The sequence below is a fragment of the Actinoplanes sp. NPDC051851 genome (genome assembly GCF_040681165.1).
Lineage (GTDB): Bacteria > Actinomycetota > Actinomycetes > Mycobacteriales > Micromonosporaceae > Actinoplanes.
Genome location: NZ_JBFAYF010000009.1, coordinates 145,735 through 165,286, shown reverse-complemented (window position 1 = coordinate 165,286; position 19,552 = coordinate 145,735). Strand labels below are relative to the sequence as shown.

The window sequence follows — 19,552 nt, the reverse complement described above, 5'->3', positions numbered from 1 at the left end:
GGCGCTCAGCGAGAAGGGACGAGCGGTCCGCTCGATGGCAGTAGGACCGCTCACCCCTCCCGGCCTGCACTCAGCGCCGGGTCGCCATCCACACTCCCGGGCTGGCGCCCGCGGGTGCCTGAAGGCGGGCGAGGCACCTCTGACCCTGCCGGTCACATCTGGACCACCTGGGCGGGCCGCCGGATCCCCGTGACAGGGTGCCCGCCCGGAAACTCGCCGCCCGCGGATCGCCGGCCCCGCCTGCCGGGATTCGTTCGCGGGCCCGCCGGACGGCGTGCCTGCAGGCGGTGAGCCGGCGGTCCGGGGTGCCTCGGCCACGGTCGGCTGGCGATCCGGGGTGCCTCGGGCCGGTCGGCTGGCGATCCGGGGTGCCTCAGGCGCTCCGAGAGACCCCTGACCACCAGCCGCGCCGGAAAAGCTGGCGCTCACGGGTCACTCCAGCCCGCCGACACACCCCAGAACGCCAGCCACCAAGATCCAACCCGCAGTTGATCATGGAATGTTGATCAAACCCGGCCAGTCGGGGCCCACCCCGACCGGGGGAAACCCCCATCCCTAACGGAACAGTGGCACAAAACGGCGATCTTGGCCCGGGACCCTGTGGACAAACCCCGGCTGTGGATAACCCCCAACCCGGACCATGACCGAGAACGCCCACCCCGCGACCCCGCCGGCGACGATCCCGCCGGAATCGACCAGCGGGGTCAGCTCTGGGTGCCAGCCGGGAGAGCGCGTCGCGGCAATAGATCGGTTGACGATATATAGCGTGGAACGTAGTGTCTTCGACATGCGGGAACCGACGTTTCTCATCCTCGCCTCGCTGGCGGCGCAGCCCCGGCACGGCTACGGGATCGTGCAGGCGGTCACGGAGCTCTCCTCCGGTGAGGTGAAGCTGCGGCCGGGCACGCTCTACGGGGCACTGGACCGGCTCGCCGATCAGGGGCTGATCGAGATGGATCACGAGGAGGCCGTCGAGGGGCGGCTCCGGCGGTACTACCGGCTCACCCCCGGCGGCACCTCCGCGCTGACCGCCGAGGTCGAGCGCCTCCAGCGCCGCGCCGAGGCGGCCCGCGACCAACTCCGCCGCGCGCCGGGCATCCTCCCCGGCCTGTCCCGCATCGCGATCGCGGCACCCACGGGGGGTGCCGCGTGACCAGCGAGACATGGCCGGAGAGCAGCCTGGACAGCAGTGCGAGCTGGCCCGCCGGTGACGCCCGGCTGGAACGGCACTATCGCCGGCTGACGCTGGCGTACTCGGGTCAGTACCGGCGACGGCACGGCGACGAGATCGTCACCACGCTGCTGGAGATGGCCGAGCCCGGCCGGGAACGGCCGTCGGCGAGCGAGGCCTGGCACCTGATCGCGAGCGGGGTGCGACAGCGCTTCCGGGTACCGAGGCGGCCGTTCGCACTGGTCGCGACGGTGCTGGTGACACTGGTGACAGGCGTCTTCGGCGCGGCGGCCGGCAGCTGGTTCGGCGAGAAGACCTTCACTGAGCTGCCGTCGAAGGCCGCCACCGTGGGAGTACTCGAGGCCGCGATGCCGGACGCCGCGGACGACGCCATGTGGATCATCCGAAACAGTGAGGCCGGCAACGCGGACTTCCTCACCCTCGGCACGTCGCCGGGTGAACGGGAATCCGCCTCGGCCTGGACCATCGAACAGGCCCGGGACGGCCTGGCCGCCGCCGGCTGGCGGACCAGCGACTTCCAGATCTTCGAGGTCACCACCGAGGACAAGGCGTGGGCCGAGGCGCAGTCGGTCGTCCTCAACGACCGCAGCGGGCACCTCACCGCGGAGCGGGACGGCCTGATCATGAACCTCAACATGACCGACGGAACAAACGGCGAACCCGGGAAGGCCTCGATCGGCGGCACGATGTTCGCGGCCCGCAGCACGGCCTATGTTCCGCTGGTCGCCGGCGGGGCGCTGCTCGGCGGGATCGCCGGGTGGTTGCTGGTGGCGGCGCTCGCCTACCGGATCCGCACGACACGGCCGGGGCGCGGCCAGGTGACCGGAGTGTTCGCCGGGATCGCGCTCGCCGCCTCGGTCCTGCCGGTCTGGGCCGTCGTGCTCAACGCGGTCCTGCTCGGCGAGACCTTCACCGACCGGGTCCGATCGGTGTTCACGCTCCACGCGGCGCTGATGCCCGGGTACGTCCAGGGCGCTCCGGCCTGGCTGATCCCGGGTTCGGCGCTGCTGGCCGTCGCCGCCGCCACGATCGCGATCACCATGGCCTGGGGAGACGACTCCGGCGAACCCCGGAACGCCGCCCCGGCCGACCTGCCCACGATCACCGAAGCCTGACCACCCCTCCACCCGGACCCCTCCGGCTGGAACTTCCGGCTGGATCTCAGGGTTGCCCCACGGCCTCCGAGACACCCCTAAATCCGGGGTCCCTCAGGCCGGTGGGCTGGCTATCCGGGGTACCTCGGAGCGGTGGGCTGGCTATCCGGGGTGCCACAGGGTGGTGGGCTGGCGATCCGGGGTGTCTGGGGCGCTCCGAGAGACCCGTGAACGCCAGCCACGCCGGGAAAGCCGGCGCTCGCGGGTCTCTCGAGCCCGCCGACACACCCGTGAACGCCAGCCACGAAGATCATCCCCCGCGGTTGATCATGAGAAGTCGATCAAGCCCGGCCGGTCGGGGCCCACCCCGGCGGGACGCCCACCCCGCGGCCCCGCCGGTGATGATCCCGCCGGAATCGACCGGCGGGGTCATGACGGGTGCGCATGGCGATGCAGATGCAGGGGGCGGATCAGGGCTTTTGATCCGACGTCTCCGTTAGCTGTGGTTTGTGCTGCCTTTGTGGCGTGGGAGTAAAGGGTGGGGTGGTGGGGCATCGAGCGCACATGACGAATGACGGTGTGCATGGTGGTGGGAGTGGCGAGCAGACGCTGGTGATTCTCGGGGCGGCGGGGGATCTGGCCGGGCGGTTGCTGTTGCCGGGGCTGGGGGCGCTGGTCGCTGCGGGAGGAGCGCCGAAGCTGACGCTGGTCGGAGCCGGGATGGACGACTGGGATGACGAGCGGTGGCGCAAGCGCGTCGTTGAAGCGTTCGGGGCGCACCGGGGGAAAGACGCGTCAGGGGGCAAGGGCGAGCGGGCTGTTGCGGATGTCGTGGGAGGGACTCGGTATGTGCGGGCGGATGTGACCCGGGCCGATGAGCTGCGGCGGGTCCTCGATGGGGTCGGCGGCGAGGTGGTGGTCTTCTTCGCGCTGCCGCCGGCGATCACGGGGAAGGCCTGTGAGGCGTTGCTCGATGTGGAGCTTCCGGAAGGGACGCGGCTCGTGCTGGAGAAGCCGTTCGGGAGCGGGGTGCGGTCGGCGGCGGCGCTGAACCGGGTGCTGACCAGGCTGGTGCCCGAGGAGCGGATTCATCGGGTCGACCACTTCCTCGGGAAGTCGACGGTGCTCAACATCGTGGGGCTGCGGTTCGCGAACCGGATCTTCGAGCCGTTGCTGAGCGCGGAGCACGTGGCCTCGGTCGATGTCGTGTTCGATGAGGAGCTGGCGCTGGAGGGGCGGGCGGGGTACTACGACAAGGCCGGCGCGCTCGCGGACATGATCCAGAGTCATCTGCTGCAGATCCTGGCGCTGCTCGCGATGGAGGCGCCGCTCTCGATGGACCCGCGCGAGTTCCGGGACGCCGTGGCGGAGGTGCTGCGGGCCACCCGGGTCTGGGGCGGTGACCCGAAGGCCTCCAGCCTGCGAGCCCGGTACGCGGACGGTGCTCAGCATTGCGCGTACACGAAGGAACCCGGTGTTGATCCTGAACGGGGGACCGAGACGCTCGCGGAACTGGTGCTCGCCGTGGACACCTGGCGGTGGGCGGGTGTGCCGTTCCGGCTGCGGTCGGGGAAGGCGGTCGGCGGCGGCCGGCAGGAGGCGATCATCACGTTCAAGGAGCCGCCGCGGATCCCGGGTGGGTTGCACGGGCCGCACCAGCCGGATCGGTTGAGGATCGGTTTCGGTCCCGACCGGGTGGCGCTCGACTTCAACATCAACGGGCCGGGCGATCCGTTCGTGATCGATCCGGTCACGCTGGCCGCCGATTTCGGGCCGGGAGAGCTGCCTCCCTACGGTGAGGTGCTCCACGGTGTCCTGCACGACGATCCGACCCTTTCGGTACGCGGAGACGTCGCCGAGGAGTGCTGGCGGATCGTGGAGCCGGTGACGGCCGCGTGGCGGGCCGGTGAGGTGCCGCTGCTGGAGTACCCGGCCGGAAGCGCGGGCCCGGAGGAATCCCTGCTCAGCTAAGGGCGAACGTGGACGGCGAACGTTAAGGGCGAACGTCGGCGGCGAACGTTAACGGCGAACGTCGGCGGCGAACGCGATGGCGGCGTGCGGCCGGTGGCCTTCCGAAGCGCCGCGCCGCACCCGCTCCACCTCGGTGAACCCGGCCCGCGCGGCCCGCTCGGCGAACGCGCCGGCCGGCCACCGGTAGGCGGTCGTGACCTTGTGGTCGAACGGGCCGATCGCGCCCCCGGGTGCGTCGAAGAACCCCGTGACGAGAGCGCCGCCCGGGGCGAGCGCCCGATGAAAACCGGACAGCACCGGATCGAGGTCGGCCGGCGGCAGATGGATCAGGGAGTACCAGGCCAGGATGCCGCCGACCGAGCCCGGCGCGACGTCCAGCGGGTGCAGGGTGCCGAGACGGTACGGCGTCCCCGGATGGGTGACCCGGGCGTGGTCGAGGAACTCGGGAACCACGTCGATCCCGGTCGCATCCGCGCCGAGCGAGCGCAGGTGCGCGGTGAGGTGCCCGGGCCCGCACCCGAGGTCGAGGACGGGCCCCGCCAGCCCGGTCAGATGCCGGTCGACCAGGGCGAGGTCGTCGGCGTGCACCGCGCCGGTGGTGCCGAAGAGGTCGATGTAGAGGCCCGCGACGGCCGAGTACGCCGTCCCCACCCGGTCTGCCCTCATCGGGTCACCGCCTTCCTCATCGGGTCACCGCCTTCCTCATCGGGTCACCGCTTTCCTCATCGGGTCACTGTATTCGGCGGTTCGGGTTGCGACGGCGGCCCGGGGTCACTACCTTCCTGGTAATGAAAATCGCTTTCACTGGCAAGGGCGGCAGTGGGAAGAGCACGCTGGCGGCGCTCTTCGTCGGGTATCTGCGGAGCGTGGGAGCCCGGGTGCTCGCGGTGGACGCCGACGTCAACGTGCACCTGGCGCCGTTGCTCGGCGTGCCGGGTGACGCCGCCTCGGCGCTGTCCCGGCCGTCGAACGCCGTCGCGATCCGGCGGCACCTGCTCGGCGCGAACGTGCTGATCGGCGGCGCCGACCGGTTCGTCGCGACCACGCCGCCGGGGCCCGGATCGAATCTGGTCACGCTCGACGAGACGGACCCGGTGCTGGCCGGGCATGCGGTGGCGCTCGACCCGCGGGCGCACGTCATGCACGTCGGGACGTACGAGGCGGAGAACATCGGCGCGGGCTGCTACCACGGGCACCTGTCGATCCTGGAGAACCTGCTCTCGCACCTGGCCACCGGCGACGACGACTGGGTGGTCTGCGACATGGTGGCGGGCACGGACGCGTTCGCGAACTCGCTGCACGCCCAGTTCGACGCGATCACGGTGGTGGTCGAGCCCACGCCGGAATCGGTCACGGTGGCGCAGCGCTACCTGGAGCTGGCGACCGCCGCGGGCGTCGGCGACCTCGTCACGCTGATCGGCAACAAGGTGATGGACGAGGCGGACCTGTCCTACCTGACGGCACAGCTCGACCGGGTGCCGATCGCCGTGGTGCCGATGCAGGGCGAGCTGCGGCGTGCCCGGCAGGCGGGTGCCACCCCGGAGCTGCCGGACACGAGCGCGCTACGAGCGCTGCATCAGCACGTCAAGCCCGCCGATCCGGTGCGCCGCGCGGCGATCCTGCGCGAACTGCACCTCAAGGTCGCCGAGAAGGATTGGGTACGCAGTAAGCACGGCGACGTCACGGGTCAACTGGTCTGAGACACGACCGGGGGCTCGGCCGACCAGGGGAAGGTGATCCACTTGTCGGTGCGAGCCCACACGTACTCGCACTTGACGACCGACCGCGGCTTCTCGTAGATCACCGCGCACCGGGCCTGCGCCACGTGCTCGGCACAGTACTCCCGGACCAGCCGCAGGGTCTCCCCGGTGTCCGCGACGTCGTCGACGATCAGCACGGTGGCGCCGGAGAGGTCCGCGCCGCGCGGCACCGGCGGCAGCATCACCGGCAGGTCGAGGCGCTCGTCCACGCCGGTGTAGAACTCGACGTTGACCAGGTGCAGGTTCTTGATGTCGAGGGCGTAGCTGACCGCGCCGGCCGGGACCAGGCCGCCCCGGGTGATCGCCAGGATCAGGTCGGGCTGGTACCCGTCGTCGGCGACGGCCTGTGCCAACTCCCGGCCCGCCCGGCCGAAGCCGTCCCAGGTCAACGTCTCCCGCTCGGTCATCGCGTCCCCCGTACCTCGCTGATCTCCGGGCAACCCTAGTGCGGTGCGGCTACCGTTCACGGAGTGGGTATCACGGTGGCGGCCGGCAGCACGTTCACCCTGCGCTGCCCGGACACCGAGCCGATCTCGCTGGTCTCGGTGGCCGAGGTGCGCGCCCCGTTCCTCGCCGAGCTGCCACCCATCCCGGTGCTCAGCCTCGACGACGGGCCGGGCGTACGCCGGATCGGCGTCTGCGAGCTGGTCAGCAGCGCCGGCCTGACCTGGGTCGACGCCGAGCTGCGGGACGGCCTGCTGACCGTGCTCGGCGACAGCCCGGCCCCGGTCGTCCAGCGGCGCGACTCGGTGCGCCGGGCCGGCCTCTACCCGGCGCACGGGACCGCCCTGGTCGTGACGCGATCGGAGCGTTCCCGAGTCCCGATCACCGGCGCGGTGCAGGACATCTCGATGAGCGGCCTGCTGCTGCGCGGCCGCGCGACCAACCGGACCGCGCCGCATCTGCCCACCGGCATCCTGCGGGTGATGCTGCACATCGCGATGCCGTGGGGCGAGATGACGGTCACCGTGGCCACCGTCGACCAGCGCTCCGACCGGCTCCGCGGCAGCTTCGAGTGGATCTCCCCGGAGAGCGAGGGCCCGCTCGCCAAGTACGTCGCGACCGGCACCTAGCCCGGGCCCGCAACCGGAAAGTGTCAGACCCCGGTTCTAGGGTTCGCCGCATCGATCGCCGATGACGGAAAGGGGCCCGGAATGCCGGCCGACACCACGTACCTCGAGCTCTCCGAGGACAGCGGGAGCGCGCACAAGTTCTACGAGGTGACCGTCGACGGCGCGGACCTGACCATCCGGTACGGGCGGATCGGCGACCGTGGCCAGGTCAAGCAGTCCAGCTTCAGCACGCCCGACAGGGCGCGGTCCGAGGCGGCCAAGAAGATCGGGGAGAAGGTCCGCAAGGGGTACGCCCCGGCCGTCGCCGGCGGGCGGCAGAAGCGGGCGATCTCCCGGCGGCAGATCGTCAGCACCCGGTCCACGGCCAAGCGCGCCCCGATCCTCTGGCGGTATTCGTCGGGCAGCCCGGCCTTCGGCATCTTCGTCGACGACGACGTCTGCATGGTCGGCAACGAGAGCGGCCTGATCACCACGCTCAGCCACGGCGCCGAGGTGGTGCAGCAGTTCCGGTTGCCCGACGGGGTCAAGTGCATCGTGGCCGACGACGGCTGGATCTACGCGGGTTGCGACGACGGCAACGTGTACGACCTCTCCGGCAAGGTGCCGCGCCTGGCGTACCGGATCGCCCCGGAGATCGACATCTACTGGCTGGACATCCACGACGGCGTGCTCGGCGTCTCCGACTCCGGCGGCGGCATCTCGGCGATCGACCACGAGGACGAGTTCCTCTGGCGGCGGCCGGGCCGGGGCAGCTCGGCGTGGATGGTCCGGTGCGACGCGCAGGCCGTGCACCACGGGCATTCGGCGGGCGTGACCAGCTACGACTGGCGTACCGGGAAGGAGCTCTGGCACACCGGGACCGGTGCGGTCCTCTTCGGATGGCAGGAGCGCGACACGGTGTACGCCGGGACGGCGACCCGCGAGGTGGCCGAGTTGGGCAAGGACGGGCGGCACCGGCAGACGTACCGCTGCGACGCCGCGGTGTACTCGTGCGCCACCGCCGAGGACGGGCGGTACGTGTTCGCCGGGGACAGCGCCTCCTCGATCTACTGCTTCGACGCGAACGGGACCCGGCTCTGGAAGCTCGGTACCGGCTGCGGCTCGGCGTTCTCGATGCAGTACCACCAGGACCGGCTCTACATCGTGACCACCGACGGGTCGCTGGCCTGCATCGACGCGAGCGAGACGGCGATCCGCGCGGCGATCGACGGCACGGTGCCGGAGGCGGTGGACGTGAAGGCCCCGCCACGGATGCCGGCCGTGGCCCCGTCGACCACCGTCGAGGTGGTGCACGATGTGGCCGACGGGGTGGTCGTCGAGTGTGTCGAGGACGGCGGGCGGCTGCGGGTCCGCGTGGTCTCCTCCGGGTACCGGGCGGACTGGCAGGTCCAGTTCCCCAAGGGCATCCGGGAGCGGGGCAGCCGTTACGTGGTCACCGGGGTGCGTGAGGCGGCCCGGGGCGGCTTCTACCGGACGTACGGGGAAGTTCGCCGCCTTCTTTAAAGATCTTGAGCTGGTATAAAGGCCGCCGTGCCGGGCAACAGTCCGGTGCGGCGGTTTTTTGTCGTTCGCTCAGCGAAGGCTCAGGCGTACGCGTCAAACTGCACCAAACGGGGAACCAACGGAACGGGGACGACCGGAAGAGGTGAGCTGGTGAACTGGCTGGAGTTCGCGATGTTGCACGCGCCCGCCCCGACGACGGTCCGCGTGACCGCCCGCCAGGGCGAGGAACCCATCGTCGTCGGCCCGTGCGTGGTCAACCACACGACCCGCCCGGTGCCCGCGGGCGAGGGCCTGGTGCTCTCCACCGTGATCGTCTTCTGCCCACCGGACACGGTCGCCCCACCCGGATCGCTGGTCACCCTGCCGGGCGGGAAGACCAGCCGGGTCCTGAACGCCTCGTTCCTGGACGCGCACGGGTTCCGCCTGCCCGGCCACTGGCAGCTCGACCTGGAATAGGAGCGTCCTACTTCGCGCGGCGGCGGCGGTCCTTCACGAACAGGACCGCGGCCTTGCCCTCGGCCGGGGCGCGGCGCTCCAGCTCGAACAGGCCGGTCGCCGTCAGCAGGTCGCTGAGCTTGGTGAAACCCCAGTTGCGGGCGTCGAAGTCCGGGCTCTGCTTGGTCAGGATGTGCCCGACCGAGGCGAGCGTCGCCCACCCCTCGTCGTCCGAGGCCGCCTCGACCGCGTTGCGCAGCTTGTTGACCAGGGCGCTGTCCGACTTCAGCTGGGCCGCCGCCACCTGCGGGCGGGGTCCCGCCGGAGCGTCGGCCGGCTCGGTCAGCGCGTGCGCCACCAGGTTCTCGGTGTAGATGAACTTGTCGCACGCCGCCACGAACGGCTTCGGGGTCTTCCGCTCGCCGAACCCGTACACGGTCAGCCCGGACTCGCGGATCCGCGCGGCCAGCCGGGTGAAGTCGCTGTCGCTGGAGACGATGCAGAACCCGTCGAGGCGCCCCGAGTAGAGCAGGTCCATCGCGTCGATCACCATCGCCGCGTCGGTCGCGTTCTTCCCGGTGGTGTACGCGAACTGCTGGATCGGCTGGATGCTGTACGCGAGCAGGTGCTCCTTCCAGCCGCGCAGGTTGGTGCCGGTCCAGTCGCCGTACGCCCGCTTGACGTGCGCGGTCCCGTACTTGGCCACCTCGGCGAGCAGCCCCTCGACGATCGCCGGCTGCGCGTTGTCCGCGTCGACCAGGACCGCCAGGCGCGCCGCGCTCTCACTGCTCACCGTCATGAATGCGGACCCTACCGGCTCCCGAACCGCACCCCGCCCGCACCCGGGGAAGCAACCGAACCGCAACCGGGCGACTCCATCGTGAGCGCATGTTGAGGGTCACGCTGCTCGGCGCGCTCATCGTCGCCGGCCACTTCGCCGCGCTGCGGTTGCTGCCCGAAGGTTCCCAGGCCGCGACCAACCTGAGCGTCGCCACGCTCATCCTCTCCGCGCTGCTCGCCGCGGCGAGCGCGGCCCGGACCGCCCGCCGCTGCGCCGGCCGGGCCCGGTACGGCTGGGCCGTCCTCGCCGTCGGCATGACCGGCTGGGCGTTCGGCGAGTCGGTGTGGGCGTTCTACGTGACGTTCCGCGAGGGCAACGCCCCGTTCCCGAACATCGGCGACCCCGGCTTCCTGATCATGGTGCCGTGCGCGGTGGCGGGCATGGTGGCGGTGCTCGGCGTGCGCCGCGGCCTGCTCCGGCTGATGCTGGACGGCCTGATCATCGCGGGTTCGCTGCTCTTCCTCGCCTGGATCTTCATCGGGCAGGACGTGTACGACGCGGGCAACCTGACGCCGGCGGCGAAGGCGATGTCGCTCGCCTACCCGCTCAGCGACGTGGTGCTCGCCGCGGTCGCGCTGATCCTGCTGCCCCGGGCGGCCCGCGGGCACCGGGCGACCGCCGGGCTGATCCTCGCGGCGGCCGGCGCGCTCAGCGTCGGCGACCTCGGGTTCGCGTATCTCAACCAGCACAGCACGTACACCTGCGGCGACCCGATCGACACGGGGTGGGTGGCCGGGTTCGTGCTGATGGGGCTCGCCGCGTGGCGGGCGCCCGCGGACCGGCGCGACGACGGCGAGCAGGACGTGCCGATCCTGGTCTGGCTGCCGTACGTACCGCTGGCGATCGCGATCCTGGCGGCCGTCGACCGGCTCGCCTCCGGGCACCGGCTCACCCCGTTCCTGTCGGTGCTCCTCGGTACCGTGATCCTGCTGGTGGTGGTCCGGCAGATGGTCGCGCTGCGGGACAACACCGCGCTCAGCCGCGACCTGCACCGGGTCGTCGCCGAGCTGCGCGAGCGCGAGGCCGAGCTGCACCACCTCGCGTACCACGACCCGCTCACCGGCCTGGCGAACCGGATGCTCTTCGTGGACAGCGCCGAGGCCGACCCGGACGGGCCGCTCGCCGTGCTCTACCTCGACCTGGACGGGTTCAAACCGGTCAACGACCGGCACGGGCACGCGGCCGGTGACGCGCTGCTGGTCGAGGTGGGCCGCCTGCTGCGAGCCGAGACCCGGGAGGGCGACCTGGTGGCGCGGCTCGGCGGCGACGAGTTCGCGGTGCTGATGCCGGGCGTCACCGACCGTACCGAGGCCGAGGACCTGAGCCGGCGGCTGACCGAGCGCCTCGCCCAGCCGTTCACCATCCTGGGGCACACCGTGCGGATCGGCGCGAGCGTCGGCGTGGGCGTCCGCGAGCCCGGCGACCTCAGCGTCGACACGTTGCTGCGCCGCGCCGACGAGTCGATGTACGCGGTGAAGTCCAGCCGCCCGAACCGCCGGATCCCGCAGCCGGTCTAGCGAGCGGTGGGCCGGCCGTCACCGGCCCACCGCTTTCTTCACAGGGCGGCGGCTCCCTTTAAAGGGTGGCGGCCAGCGGGGCCACGTCGCCGGCCGTGCGCCGGGTGGCGTCGGCGGTCGCGTCGTCCGGCTGTTCCTGCGCGTTGAGCTCGGCGACGACCCGCTCCTCGTAGAGCGCGATCTCCCGCTCGGTCTCCGCGCCGGTCCAGCCGAGCACCTCCGCGATCAGCTCGGCGGTCACCCGGGCCGCGGCGACGCCCCGGTCCGCGGTCTCGATACTGATCCGGGTACGGCGGGTGAGCACGTCCTCCAGGTGACGGGCGCCCTCGTGGCTCGCCGCGTAGACCACCTCGGCCTTGATGTAGTCGGTCGCGCCGGGGAGCGGCTGCCCGAGCGACGGGTCCGCCGCGACCAGCCCGAGCACCTCGTCGATCATGGTGCCGTACCGGCGCAGCAGGTGCTCGATCCGGGTCACGTGCAGGCCGGACTGCCGGGCCAGCACGCCCCGGCGGTTCCACGCCGCGCGGTAGCCGTTCGCGCCCAGCAGCGGCACCTGCTCGGTGCACGACTCCGGCACCCGGGTGTCCAGCCCTTGCACCGCCACGTCGACGGCGTCCTTCGCCATCACCCGGTACGTCGTGTACTTGCCACCGGCCACCACGACCAGGCCGGGCACCGGGTTGCCGACCGCGTGCTCCCGGGAGAGCTTCGCCGTGCTGTCCGCCTGCGCGGAGAGCAGCGGGCGCAGTCCGGCGTACACGCCCTGGACGTCCTCCCGGGTCAGCGGGGTGGCCAGGCTCTTGTTCACCTCGGCGAGCAGGTAGTCGACGTCCTTGCCGGAGGCGGCCGGGTGCGCCTTGCCCTGCTCGTACGGGGTGTCCGTGGTGCCGATGATCCAGTGCTGCTCCCACGGGATCACGAAGAGCACGCTGGTCGCGGTCCGCAGGATCATCCCGGTGTGGCCGGCCACCTTCTCGCGCGGCACCACGATGTGGATGCCCTTGCTCGCGGTGATCCGGAACTCGCCGCGCTCCCCGGCGAGCAGCGCCTGGCTCTCCCCGGTCCAGACGCCGGTCGCGTTGATCACGGTCCGGGCGCGGATGGTGAGCTCGGCGCCGGTCTCCGCGTCCCGGGCGGTGACGCCGACGACCCGGCGGCCCTCCCGCAGGAAGCCGGTCACCTCGGTCCGCGCGGCCACGTGCGCCCCGTACGCCATCGCGGTCCGGGCCAGGAACATGGTGTGCCGCGCGTCGTCGACCTGCGCGTCGGAGTAGCGGATCGCGCCGACCAGCGACTCCGGCCGCAGCCCCGGGAACGCCCGCAGCGCCTCGGTCCGGCTCAGGTGTTTGTGCAGCGGCAGGCCCGCGCCGAACTTGCCGGAGAGCGCGAGGGCGTCGTACAGCGCGATGCCGGCGCCGATGTAGAACCGCTCCCAGGCCCGGTGCTGCAGCGGGTAGAGGAAGGAGACCGGCCGGACCAGGTGCGGGGCGAGCCGCTGGATCAGCAGGCCGCGCTCCTTCAGCGCCTCCCGGACCAGCGAGAAGTCGAGCATCTCCAGGTAGCGCAGGCCACCGTGGATCAGCTTGCTGGACCGGCTGGAGGTGCCGCTGGCGAAGTCCCGCGCCTCCAGCAGGCCGACCGAGAGGCCACGGGTGGCGGCGTCCAGGGCCGCGCCCGCACCCACCACACCGGCCCCGACGACCAGCACGTCCAGTTCGTTCTCGGTCATGGCGGCCAGTGCGGCGGTCCGCGACCGCGGCGAGATCACTCCGGTGTTCATGTGTTTCCTTCCCTAGACCCAGTCGAGGGTGCGGTTGATCGCCGCGCTCCAGCGGGTGGTTCCTTCGGTACGCCGTTCCGCGGTCCAGGACGGCTCCCAGCGCCGGTCCTCGTGCCGGTTGGCGCGCAGCTCGTCGCGGTTCGTCCAGAAGCCGGTCGCCAGGCCCGCGGCGTACGCGGCGCCCAGCGCGGTGGTCTCGGCGACGGCCGGGCGGCTGACCGGGACGCCGAGGATGTCGGCCTGCAGCTGCATGCAGAGCGCGTTCGCGGTGATCCCGCCGTCCACCTGCAGGCAGTCCAGCGCCGTACCGGAGTCCTGCGCCATCGCCGCGACCACGTCCCGGGTCTGGTAGCAGATCGCCTCCAGCGCGGCCCGGGTGATGTGCGCGGCGGTGTGGAAGCGGGAGAGCCCGACGATCGCGGCCCGCGCGTCCGGCCGCCAGTACGGGGCGAACAGCCCGGAGAAGGCCGGCACGAAGCAGACCCCGGCGCTGTCCTCGACGGTGGCGGCCAGGGTCTCGCTGTCGGACGCGGACTCCAGGATGCCGAGCTGGTCGCGCAGCCACTGGATCGCCGAGCCGGTCGCCGCGACCGAACCCTCCAGCGCGAAGACCGGCGCCTCGTCCCCGAACCGGTACGCCACCGTGGTGAGCAGCCCGTGCGTCGACCGGACCGGCGTCGTCCCGGTGTTGAGCAGCACGAAGTTCCCGGTTCCGTACGTACACTTGGCGTCGCCCGGGTCGAAGCAGGTCTGCCCGAAGAGCGCCGCCTGCTGGTCCCCGATCGCCGCCGCGATCGGCACCCCGCCGAGCGCCGTGCCGTAGATCTCGGCCGACGACCGGATCTCCGGGAGCATGGCGGCCGGGATGTCGAAGATGTCGAGCAGGACGGGGTCCCAGTCCAGGGTGGACAGGTTCATCAGCTGGGTCCGGCTGGCGTTGGTGACATCGGTGATGTGCAGGCCGCCGGTCAGGTTCCAGATGAGCCAGCTCTCCATGGTGCCGAACTTGACATCCCCTTTTTCCGCTTTTCTGCGGATCTCAGGGTCCTGATCGAGGAGCCATTTGACCTTGGTCGCCGAGAAGTAGGTCGCGGGCGGCAGGCCGGTGCGCTCGCGCAGCACGGAGGCGTCCAGTTCCGGCAGCATGGACGCGGTCCGGGTGTCCTGCCAGACGATCGCGTTCCCGACCGGCTCACCGGTGACCCGGTCCCAGAGCACGACCGTCTCGCGCTGGTTCGCGATGCCGATCGCCGCCAGGTCGGTCGCGACGAGGCCGGCGTTCGCCAGCGCCCCGTCGATCACCTTGCGGGTGTTCTCCCAGATCTCCCGCGCGTCGTGCTCGACCTGCCCGGCCGCCGGCAGGATCTGCCGGTGTTCCAGCTGGTGACGCCCGATCTCCGCGCCCGACCGGTCGAAGATCATGAAGCGTGTGCTGGTGGTGCCCTGATCGATCGCGCCGACGAAGTCCGCCACTGTGCCTCCCGGTTGCCTGACATGCGCGACGCTAAGGATCGGAATCGGACGCGGCAACGGCGACTGTGCGACAATGTCGCACGATGCCCGGCCTGATCCAGTCCATCGAGCGCTCCTCGGCCGTCCTGCGCCTGCTCGCCGCGGGTCCCGACCGGCTGCGCGTCAAGGAGATCGCCGACGCGCTCGGCCTGCCCAAGTCGACCGCGCAGAGCATCCTGCGCACCCTGGCCCACGTCGGCTTCGTCGAGCAGGACCCGCAGACCGCCCGCTACCGCCTCGGCCGCGGGCTGCTGGAGATCGGCACCGGCGGGCTGGACGCCAACGAGCTGCGCGGACGGGCCCTGAACTGGGCGGACGCCCTCGCGGCCCGGAGCGGGGAGGAGGTGCACCTCGGCGCGCTGCGCGACGGGCGGGTGCTGGTCGTGCACCACGTGTTCCGCCCGGACGACTCGGCCCAGTCGATGGAGACCGGCACGGTGCAGCCGGCGCACGCCACCGCGCTCGGGCACGTCCTGCTGGCCTATCACCCGTCGGCCGTGGACGCGGCGGCGCGAGCGGGGCTGGAGGCGTACACCCGGAAGACGGTGACCGGACGTCGCGACCTGGACCGGCGACTGAGCGTGACGCGCGCCCGGGGGTGGGGACTCGAGGTCGAGGAGTGGCGGCCCGGGCGAGCCGGTGTCGCGGCGCCGATCCGCAGCTTCGGGGGCCTGGTGGTGGGCGCGGTAGGCGTCTCCGGGCCGGTCGAGCGGATCTGCGACACGCGCGGTCAGGCCCGCCCGTCGGTGGTCGACCACGTCACGGCGAGTGGCCGCGCCATCTCCCGGGAACTGGCCGGATCATGACCGACCGTTACATCCTGGCGATCGATCAGGGCACCCAGTCGACCCGGTGCATCCTCTTCGACCGGCGCGCGACCGTGGTGGCGATGGTGCGCACCGAGCATCCGCAGTCGTACCCGAAGCCGGGCTGGGTGGAGCACGACGCGGCCCGCATCTGGCGTGACGTGCGCAAGCTGATCGATCGCGCCCTCCGGCACGCGGGCATCGGGCCGGATCAGGTGGCCGCGATCGGCATCGCCAACCAGCGCGAGACGACGGTGCTCTGGGACCGGGCGACCGGCCGGCCGGTGGCGCCCGCGATCGTCTGGCAGGACACCCGGACCGCGCCGCTGCTCGCCGATCTGGACGGCGACCTGCTACGCGAGCGGACCGGCCTGCCCCCGGCCACCTACTTCTCCGCCGCCAAGATCCGCTGGCTGCTGGACAACACTCCGGGTCTTAGATCAAAAGCAGTCAAAGGCGACATCCTTTTCGGTACGATGGACAGCTGGCTGATCTGGAATCTGACCGGGGGACGCCACCTCACCGACGTCACCAACGCCAGCCGCACCCAGCTGATGAACCTGTCCACGCTGGAGTGGGACCCGGTCCTGCTGGACCTCTTCGACATCCCGGCCGCCATGCTCCCGGAGATCAGGTCCTCGTCCTCGATCTTCGGCACCGCGCTCGGGGGCGTCCCGATCGCCGCCGCCATCGGCGACCAGCAGGCGGCGCTCTTCGGGCAGACCTGCTTCGACCCCGGCGAGACCAAGTGCACCTACGGCACCGGCGGCTTCCTGGTGATGAACACCGGTCACGTGCCGGTCCGCTCCACCCACGGCCTGATCACCACGGTCGGCTACCGGATCGGCTCCGGCCCGCCGGTCTTCGCCCTCGAGGGCTCGATCGCGATCACCGGCTCGCTGGTGCAGTGGGTCCGCGACGGCCTCGGCCTGATCAGCACCGCCGCGGAGATCGAGACCCTGGCCGGTTCGGTACGCGACACCGGCGGCTGCTACATCGTGCCGGCGTTCTCCGGCCTGTTCGCCCCGTACTGGCGCAGCGAGGCCCGCGGCGTCATCGTCGGCCTGACCGGCTACATCACCAAGGCGCATCTGGCCCGCGCGGTCCTCGAGGCGACCGCCTGGCAGACCCGCGACGTGGTCGAGGCGATGAACGCCGACGCGGGCCTGGCCCTGACCACCCTGAACGTCGACGGCGGGATGACCGCGGACAACCTCCTGATGCAGATGGTCGCCGACTTCCTGGACGTGCCCGTGGTCCGCCCGATGGTCGCCGAGACGGTCTCCCTGGGCGCCGCCTACGCGGCCGGCCTGGCCGTCGGCTACTGGTCCGACCTGCGCGACCTGCGCGCGAACCGCCACCGCGCCGCCCGCTGGCTCCCCACCCTGAACCACCAGACCCGCGCCACCTCCTTCGCCCGCTGGCGCCGCGCCGTCGACTCCGCCATCTTCTTCAGCGATCCCCCCGACTGACCCCGCGCCCGCCCGGCGCCCCGCGCCCCGCCGCCCGGCACCCGCGCCCGGCGCCCGGCGCCCGGCGCCCGCGCCCCGCGCCCGCGCCCGCGCCTGCTTCTGGCTGGGGCTGGGGGGCGCCTCATGCCGCTCGACGCACCCCTCAGCCCCAGCCACCCGCCGACCGCCAGGATCCACGCTGACTGGTGACCTTCGACGTGCCGGGGTGCGGGACCGCAGGCGGCGAGGGTTCACGATCATGGTCTCTGGGGCGCTGGGGATCCACGATCGCGGTCCGTGCCGCTCCGGCGCCCCTTTGACGGCTGCACGCGCACACGATCACGGATGACGTGCGCCCCCGCCCTTGCTCCGGGTTGATCGTGTGTACCCGCGGCTCGGCCGGTGCTGTTCGTGTGCACCTGCGGCCCGGCCCGCGCCGTTTGTGTGCACCTGCGGCCCGGCCCGCGCCGTTTGTGTGCACGCGGCGCCCGGCCGGTGCTGTTCGTGTGCGTGCGCTGCCCGGCTGGCGCCGTATGTGTGCACGCGGCGCCCGGCCGGTGCTGTCTGTGCGCGCGTCGTTGCGGCCACGGGGCGGGAGGCCCGGCGAGGGTGTCAGGAGAACCAGCTCAGGTCGACCGCGTCGGCGATCGCCTGCATACCCTCGGCGTTCGGGTGCAGGTGGTCGCCGGAGTCGTATCTTCCCAGGTAACGTGTGGGTGCCGACGGGTCGTGGGTGGCGGTGTCCTGGTCGAGCACCGCATCGCAGCCGCTCGCCGCGCTCCGCAGGTAGGCATTGACCGCCGCGCGCCCCTGCTCGCCGTCGCTCGTCCAGTACCCCGAGCCCCGGAACGGCGTCAGCGTCGAGCAGATCACCGTGATGCCCGCGTCGTGACCGCGTTGGATCAGTTCACCGAGCGCGGCGGTCAGCTCCCCGGCGGACGCTCCGTTACCGAGATCGTTGATCGCGTCATCCGAGATGATCACCCAGCGCACGCCCGGCTGGTCGAGGACATCCCGTTGGAAGCGCTTGGCAGCGCTTTCTCCGTCACCGTCGGTGGTCAGTCTATTGCCGCTGATTCCGGCGTCGAGGCTTGCGATCGTACGATCGGAAGTGCGCAGCCGGTCGGCCAGAAGATTGGGCCAGCGGCGGTTGCGCCCGGTGCCGGAGTCGAGTCCATCGGTGATGGAGGCGCCGAAGGCGACGACCGCCCCCTGCGCATCGGGGTTCACCACGTCGAGCCCGGCGAGGAAGAAGTAAGAGGTCAGCGTGCTCGCGCCGGAGAGCGTCGCGGCGGTGCTCCGGTCGCCGGAGACGAGGTAGGCGGTCTGCAGGGCGAGTGCGTGCCGACTGGTCGCCCCGGTCCTCTCGGGCAGGTAGGCGGTGACCGCGATATCGCCGTCCGCCGGTACCGCGACCGTGATCGCGTCGCTGGCGAGCGTCTCCCCGGCCGGGATGGTGACGGACGTGGCGCCACCGAACGTGACGGGCTGGTCGGTGTCCGGATCGATCGTGCCACCCTTGACCCGGCGGGCTACAGAGACGTCCTCGAGCGTCAGCGGCGCGGTGCCGAACTCGTTGGAGAGCCGGAGCCGGGCGCTCTCCCCGCCGATGCTGGTGTGCACGATCTGCCGCAGTGTCTGTTTACGGAAGGTGCGCCCGCCGTCCTGCATCGCCGCCGACCAGGTACCGGTCCAGGCCTCCTCCCGGGCGTCCGACGAGCTCGGCGCGGCACTCGGCCCGCCACTCGAAACGCCGCTTGGGACGCCACTCCTCGCCGCGGTCCCGGCGGGTGCCGCGGTCCCGGCGGGTGCCGCGGTCGTCGAGCACCCCGCGAGAGCCGTCGCCAGCAGAGCGGCCGTGCTGATCCGTCGTAGTCCCATGGCGTACGGATGAAAGCACTTGATCTTGTGGGTTTGCTGTCCTCCATTGACGGGCGGCGCTGGTTGCCCTTCGCTGACAGCCATGACTGCGATTGTGGGCCTCGCACGGCGCGGCACCGTCCTGATCGGCGGCGACAGTGCCGGCGTCACCGGCATGGATCTCTCGGTCCGCGCCGACGCGAAGGTCTTCCGGAAGGACGGCTACGTGTTCGGGTTCACCTCGTCGTTCCGGATGGGCCAGCTGATCCGGTACTCGCTCAGCCCACCCGCGCCCGCCGCCGACCTGGACCGTTTCATGGCGACCACGTTCGTCGACGCGCTCCGTGACTGCCTCAAGTCCGGCGGCTTCGCCCGGAAGGAGGAGGAACAGGAGGTCGGCGGCACCTTCCTGGTCGGCGTCCGCGGGCGTCTCTACACTCTGTACGACGACTACCAGGTGGCCCAGTCCGCCGACGGGTACGCCGCGGTGGGCTGCGGTGACCGGGCGGCGCTGGGTGCCCTCTACGCGACCGCCGGCACCGGGATGAAGCCGCGCAAGCGGGTCCGGCTGGCCCTGGGTGCCGCGGAGCGCTTCAGCGCCGGGGTGCGGGGCCCGTTCACGGTGGTCGCCCTGCGCCCGAAGCACGCCTGACCGGTCTCTGCGCTCCCGGTGTAAAAACCCGGGCGTTATTTCATTGACGTTCCCGAATTGTTGCCGTAGGTTACCCGGGAAAGCGCATTCCCCCTGTTGGGGACT

Annotated in this window: 17 protein-coding genes; 11 read left to right on the top strand and 6 right to left on the bottom strand. The window is 71.6% G+C overall.

From position 1 onward, the window contains the following. Nucleotides 1-787: 787 nt before the first annotated feature. The 3 genes from AB0M08_RS12095 to AB0M08_RS12085 all read left to right on the top strand — a co-directional run bounded on the left by AB0M08_RS12095 (nt 788) and on the right by AB0M08_RS12085 (nt 4,257). Entirely contained in the window at nt 788-1,153 is a 366-nt protein-coding gene (locus tag AB0M08_RS12095; RefSeq protein ID WP_364492122.1) for a helix-turn-helix transcriptional regulator, read from the top strand. Next, nucleotides 1,150-2,307, top strand: coding sequence for a hypothetical protein (locus AB0M08_RS12090; RefSeq protein WP_364491921.1), 1,158 nt, complete (start codon nt 1,150-1,152; stop codon nt 2,305-2,307). The genes AB0M08_RS12095 and AB0M08_RS12090 overlap by 4 nt, the downstream gene beginning before the upstream one ends. A gap of 543 nt (nt 2,308-2,850) precedes the next feature. Continuing rightward, nucleotides 2,851-4,257 (top strand): glucose-6-phosphate dehydrogenase, encoded by a 1,407-nt coding sequence (locus AB0M08_RS12085; protein ID WP_364491919.1) that lies wholly within the window; start codon nt 2,851-2,853, stop codon nt 4,255-4,257. Nucleotides 4,258-4,305: 48 nt separating this feature from the next. Here AB0M08_RS12085 and AB0M08_RS12080 read toward each other — a convergent pair whose 3' ends face one another. Continuing rightward, complete coding sequence (locus AB0M08_RS12080) at nt 4,306-4,923, bottom strand: class I SAM-dependent methyltransferase (RefSeq protein WP_364491917.1); 618 nt, start codon at nt 4,921-4,923, stop codon at nt 4,306-4,308. A gap of 122 nt (nt 4,924-5,045) precedes the next feature. Here AB0M08_RS12080 and AB0M08_RS12075 point away from each other — a divergent pair, with 122 nt between their 5' ends. Then, entirely contained in the window at nt 5,046-5,957 is a 912-nt protein-coding gene (locus AB0M08_RS12075) for an ATP-binding protein (protein WP_364491915.1), read from the top strand. Here AB0M08_RS12075 and AB0M08_RS12070 read toward each other — a convergent pair. Further along, nucleotides 5,945-6,424: a phosphoribosyltransferase gene (locus tag AB0M08_RS12070; protein WP_364491913.1), complete on the bottom strand. Its 480-nt coding sequence runs from the start codon at nt 6,422-6,424 to the stop codon at nt 5,945-5,947. The genes AB0M08_RS12075 and AB0M08_RS12070 overlap by 13 nt on opposite strands. A gap of 63 nt (nt 6,425-6,487) precedes the next feature. Here AB0M08_RS12070 and AB0M08_RS12065 point away from each other — a divergent pair, with 63 nt between their 5' ends. The 3 genes from AB0M08_RS12065 (at nt 6,488) to AB0M08_RS12055 (ending at nt 9,049) form a co-directional block, all read left to right on the top strand. After that, nucleotides 6,488-7,090 carry a hypothetical protein gene (locus AB0M08_RS12065; protein ID WP_364491911.1) on the top strand — a complete coding sequence of 201 codons (603 nt, stop codon included), beginning with the start codon at nt 6,488-6,490 and terminating at the stop codon, nt 7,088-7,090. An 81-nt stretch (nt 7,091-7,171) separates the two neighbouring features. Continuing rightward, nucleotides 7,172-8,593: a WGR domain-containing protein gene (locus tag AB0M08_RS12060; RefSeq protein WP_364491909.1), complete on the top strand. Its 1,422-nt coding sequence runs from the start codon at nt 7,172-7,174 to the stop codon at nt 8,591-8,593. 150 nt (nt 8,594-8,743) lie between these two features. Beyond that, the gene (locus AB0M08_RS12055; RefSeq protein ID WP_364491907.1) at nt 8,744-9,049 is read left to right on the top strand and encodes a hypothetical protein; all 306 of its coding nucleotides are present in this window, start codon (nt 8,744-8,746) and stop codon (nt 9,047-9,049) included. Nucleotides 9,050-9,056: 7 nt separating this feature from the next. Here AB0M08_RS12055 and AB0M08_RS12050 read toward each other — a convergent pair whose 3' ends face one another. Then, nucleotides 9,057-9,827, bottom strand: a complete 771-nt coding sequence (locus AB0M08_RS12050) for an NYN domain-containing protein (RefSeq protein ID WP_364491905.1) — start codon at nt 9,825-9,827, stop codon at nt 9,057-9,059. 89 nt (nt 9,828-9,916) lie between these two features. Here AB0M08_RS12050 and AB0M08_RS12045 point away from each other — a divergent pair, with 89 nt between their 5' ends. Beyond that, the gene (locus AB0M08_RS12045; protein WP_364491903.1) at nt 9,917-11,386 is read left to right on the top strand and encodes a GGDEF domain-containing protein; all 1,470 of its coding nucleotides are present in this window, start codon (nt 9,917-9,919) and stop codon (nt 11,384-11,386) included. Nucleotides 11,387-11,444: 58 nt separating this feature from the next. On the opposite strand, the gene AB0M08_RS12040 is transcribed toward AB0M08_RS12045, so the two are convergent. Both AB0M08_RS12040 and glpK (AB0M08_RS12035) read right to left on the bottom strand, forming a co-directional pair. Next, nucleotides 11,445-13,166 carry a glycerol-3-phosphate dehydrogenase/oxidase gene (locus AB0M08_RS12040; protein ID WP_364491901.1) on the bottom strand — a complete coding sequence of 574 codons (1,722 nt, stop codon included), beginning with the start codon at nt 13,164-13,166 and terminating at the stop codon, nt 11,445-11,447. A gap of 12 nt (nt 13,167-13,178) precedes the next feature. Continuing rightward, the gene (glpK, locus tag AB0M08_RS12035; RefSeq protein ID WP_364491899.1) at nt 13,179-14,639 is read right to left on the bottom strand and encodes a glycerol kinase GlpK; all 1,461 of its coding nucleotides are present in this window, start codon (nt 14,637-14,639) and stop codon (nt 13,179-13,181) included. Nucleotides 14,640-14,722: 83 nt separating this feature from the next. Between glpK (AB0M08_RS12035) and AB0M08_RS12030 the strand changes: the two genes are divergently transcribed. Together AB0M08_RS12030 and glpK (AB0M08_RS12025) are read left to right on the top strand one after the other, a co-directional pair. Then, the gene (locus AB0M08_RS12030; protein ID WP_364491897.1) at nt 14,723-15,484 is read left to right on the top strand and encodes an IclR family transcriptional regulator; all 762 of its coding nucleotides are present in this window, start codon (nt 14,723-14,725) and stop codon (nt 15,482-15,484) included. Further along, nucleotides 15,481-16,956 (top strand): glycerol kinase GlpK, encoded by a 1,476-nt coding sequence (glpK, locus tag AB0M08_RS12025; RefSeq protein ID WP_364491895.1) that lies wholly within the window; start codon nt 15,481-15,483, stop codon nt 16,954-16,956. The genes AB0M08_RS12030 and glpK (AB0M08_RS12025) overlap by 4 nt, the downstream gene beginning before the upstream one ends. A gap of 591 nt (nt 16,957-17,547) precedes the next feature. Here glpK (AB0M08_RS12025) and AB0M08_RS12020 read toward each other — a convergent pair. Further along, the gene (locus AB0M08_RS12020) at nt 17,548-18,816 is read right to left on the bottom strand and encodes a GDSL-type esterase/lipase family protein (protein WP_364491893.1); all 1,269 of its coding nucleotides are present in this window, start codon (nt 18,814-18,816) and stop codon (nt 17,548-17,550) included. 82 nt (nt 18,817-18,898) lie between these two features. On the opposite strand from AB0M08_RS12020, the gene AB0M08_RS12015 reads away from it, so the two are divergent. Beyond that, nucleotides 18,899-19,447, top strand: coding sequence for a hypothetical protein (locus AB0M08_RS12015; protein WP_364491891.1), 549 nt, complete (start codon nt 18,899-18,901; stop codon nt 19,445-19,447). Nucleotides 19,448-19,552: the final 105 nt, after the last annotated feature.

Coding starts and splice junctions, on each gene's coding strand:
- AB0M08_RS12095 (WP_364492122.1), top strand. CDS start 788: ATGCGGGAACCGACGTTTCTCATCCTCGCCTCGCTGGCGGCGCAGCCC.
- AB0M08_RS12085 (WP_364491919.1), top strand. CDS start 2,851: ATGACGAATGACGGTGTGCATGGTGGTGGGAGTGGCGAGCAGACGCTG.
- AB0M08_RS12080 (WP_364491917.1), bottom strand. CDS start 4,923: ATGAGGGCAGACCGGGTGGGGACGGCGTACTCGGCCGTCGCGGGCCTC.
- AB0M08_RS12075 (WP_364491915.1), top strand. CDS start 5,046: ATGAAAATCGCTTTCACTGGCAAGGGCGGCAGTGGGAAGAGCACGCTG.
- AB0M08_RS12070 (WP_364491913.1), bottom strand. CDS start 6,424: ATGACCGAGCGGGAGACGTTGACCTGGGACGGCTTCGGCCGGGCGGGC.
- AB0M08_RS12060 (WP_364491909.1), top strand. CDS start 7,172: ATGCCGGCCGACACCACGTACCTCGAGCTCTCCGAGGACAGCGGGAGC.
- AB0M08_RS12050 (WP_364491905.1), bottom strand. CDS start 9,827: ATGACGGTGAGCAGTGAGAGCGCGGCGCGCCTGGCGGTCCTGGTCGAC.
- AB0M08_RS12045 (WP_364491903.1), top strand. CDS start 9,917: ATGTTGAGGGTCACGCTGCTCGGCGCGCTCATCGTCGCCGGCCACTTC.
- AB0M08_RS12040 (WP_364491901.1), bottom strand. CDS start 13,166: ATGAACACCGGAGTGATCTCGCCGCGGTCGCGGACCGCCGCACTGGCC.
- AB0M08_RS12030 (WP_364491897.1), top strand. CDS start 14,723: ATGCCCGGCCTGATCCAGTCCATCGAGCGCTCCTCGGCCGTCCTGCGC.
- glpK (WP_364491895.1), top strand. CDS start 15,481: ATGACCGACCGTTACATCCTGGCGATCGATCAGGGCACCCAGTCGACC.
- AB0M08_RS12020 (WP_364491893.1), bottom strand. CDS start 18,816: ATGGGACTACGACGGATCAGCACGGCCGCTCTGCTGGCGACGGCTCTC.
- AB0M08_RS12015 (WP_364491891.1), top strand. CDS start 18,899: ATGACTGCGATTGTGGGCCTCGCACGGCGCGGCACCGTCCTGATCGGC.